The organism is Reichenbachiella sp. MSK19-1 (genome assembly GCF_003590315.1).
Lineage (GTDB): Bacteria > Bacteroidota > Bacteroidia > Cytophagales > Cyclobacteriaceae > Reichenbachiella > Reichenbachiella agariperforans.
Genome location: NZ_MIER01000013.1, coordinates 2501 through 5185 on the forward strand (window position 1 = coordinate 2501; position 2685 = coordinate 5185).

Annotated in this window: 1 rRNA gene (running past one end of the window); it reads left to right on the forward strand. The window is 48.3% G+C overall.

What is annotated here, in order from left to right:
- A 23S ribosomal RNA gene (locus BGP76_RS08520) occupies positions 1-2547 on the forward strand (it extends 330 nt beyond the left edge of the window).
- The last annotated feature ends 138 nt before the right edge of the window (positions 2548-2685 follow it).

Genomic DNA, 2685 nt, shown 5'->3' on the forward strand with positions numbered 1-2685 from the left:
AAGATAAGCGATACAGGGTGATAGCCCCGTACAGGTAAGCTTTTATACCGGGACAGTATCCTGAGTAGGGCGGAGCAGGTGAAACTCCGTTTGAATCTGCCGGCACCATCCGGTAAGGCTAAATACTCCTGAGAGACCGATAGTGAACTAGTACCGTGAGGGAAAGGTGAAAAGTACCTTGAATAAAGGGGTGAAATAGAACCTGAAACCGCACACCTACAAGCGGTCGGAGGCACCTAGTGTGCTGACGGCGTGCCTTTTGCATAATGAGCCTACGAGTTACTCTTCACTAGCAAGGTTAAGTCATTAAGTGATGTAGCCGGAGCGAAAGCGAGTCTGAATAGGGCGTATAGTTAGTGGAGGTAGACGCGAAACCCGGTGATCTACCCATGACCAGGTTGAAGTTGCAGTAACATGCAATGGAGGACCGAACCAGTTGACGTTGAAAAGTCTTTGGATGAGTTGTGGGTAGGGGTGAAAGGCCAATCAAACCGGGAAATAGCTCGTACTCCCCGAAATGCTTTTAGGAGCAGCGTGGAGGTTAAGTCTAACGGAGGTAGAGCTACCAATAGGACTAGGGGGAGTCAAATCCTACCAAATCCTGATGAACTCCGAATGCCGTTAGATATACTCTGCAGTGAGGGCATGGGTGCTAAGGTCCATGTCCGAGAGGGAAAGAACCCAGATCTACAGTTAAGGTCCCAAAATATATACTAAGTTGAACTAAGGCGGTTCAGTTGCCGAGACAGCCAGGATGTTGGCTTGGAAGCAGCCATTCATTTAAAGAGTGCGTAACAGCTCACTGGTCGAGCGACAGAGCATCGATAATAATCGGGCATCAAGTATATTACCGAAACTTAGAATTGTAATTTGTTACACTGGTAGGGGAGCATTCTAATCTGCGTTGAATGCGTGGCGTAAGCCATGCTGGAGCGTTTAGAAAAGCAAATGTAGGCATAAGTAACGATAATGCGGGTGAGAAACCCGCACACCGATAGACTAAGGTTTCCACGGCAATGCTAATCAGCCGTGGGTTAGTCAGGACCTAAGGCGAACCCGAAAGGGGTAGTCGATGGACAATGGGTTAATATTCCCATACTACCATACTCAGTGATGGGGTGACGGAGTAGTGAAAGCGCTGCGTGCTGACGGAATAGCACGTTGAAGGGTGTAGTTATAGAGACAGTAGGAAAATCCGCTGACTTTGATGAACCTGATAGTACAACAATCCTTCGGGAGCGTTGATATGCGCCTAATCAGACTTCCAAGAAAAACCTCTAAACTTATGGGTTTGGTACCTGTACCGTAAACCGACACAGGTAGTCAAGGAGAGAATCCTGAGGTGCTCGAGTGATTCATGGCTAAGGAACTAGGCAAAATCGCCCTGTAACTTCGGGAGAAGGGGCGCCCGCAGCAATGCGGGCCGCAGTGAAAAGGCCCAGGCGACTGTTTAACAAAAACACATGGCTTTGCGAAATCGAAAGATGATGTATAAGGCCTGACACCTGCCCGGTGCCGGAAGGTTAAGGGGGGGCGTTATCCTTCGGGAGAAGCGCTGAACTGAAGCCCCGGTAAACGGCGGCCGTAACTATAACGGTCCTAAGGTAGCGAAATTCCTTGTCGGGTAAGTTCCGACCTGCACGAATGGTGCAACGATCTGGGCACTGTCTCAGCCATGAGCTCGGTGAAATTGTAGTCGCGGTGAAGATGCCGCGTACCCGCAACGGGACGGAAAGACCCCATGAACCTTTACTATAGCTTCACATTGGTATTGGGTAAATGATGTGTAGGATAGCTGGGAGGCTTTGAAGCTGTGTCGCTAGGCATGGTGGAGCCATTGTTGAAATACCAGCCTTTATTTATCTGATGCCTAACCCTATATGGGGACATTGTGTGGTGGGTAGTTTGACTGGGGTGGTCGCCTCCAAAAGAGTAACGGAGGCTTTCAAAGGTACCCTCAGAACGGTTGGTAATCGTTCGTAGAGCGCAATAGCATAAGGGTGCTTGACTGTGAGGCCAACAAGCCGATCAGGTACGAAAGTAGGATATAGTGATCCGGTAGTTCCGCATGGAAGGGCTATCGCTCAAAGGATAAAAGGTACTCTGGGGATAACAGGCTGATCTCCCCCAAGAGCTCATATCGACGGGGAGGTTTGGCACCTCGATGTCGGCTCGTCACATCCTGGGGCTGGAGAAGGTCCCAAGGGTTGGGCTGTTCGCCCATTAAAGTGGCACGCGAGCTGGGTTCAGAACGTCGTGAGACAGTTCGGTCCCTATCTGTTGTGGGCGTAAGAAATTTGAGAGGCTCTGACTTTAGTACGAGAGGACCGAGTTGGACGAACCTCTAGTGTACCGGTTGTGGTGCCAACTGCACCGCCGGGTAGCTACGTTCGGTGAGGATAAGCGCTGAAAGCATCTAAGTGCGAAACCCTCCTCAAGATGAGATTTCTTTTAAAGGTCGTTATAGACGATAACGTTGATAGGCTGCAGGTGTAAAGGCAGTAATGTCAAAGCCGAGCAGTACTAATTACCTGTAAGCTTTTTATAACAGTGCAAGTTTTCTTTCTTTCATGACACAATGTCAAATCTATTATTTAGTACCTAGTACGAATATTTAGATAAATGACTTTAAGATATTAAAAATGTAATAGACATAAGTCTAGAAACTAGAATGTATTAATCTAG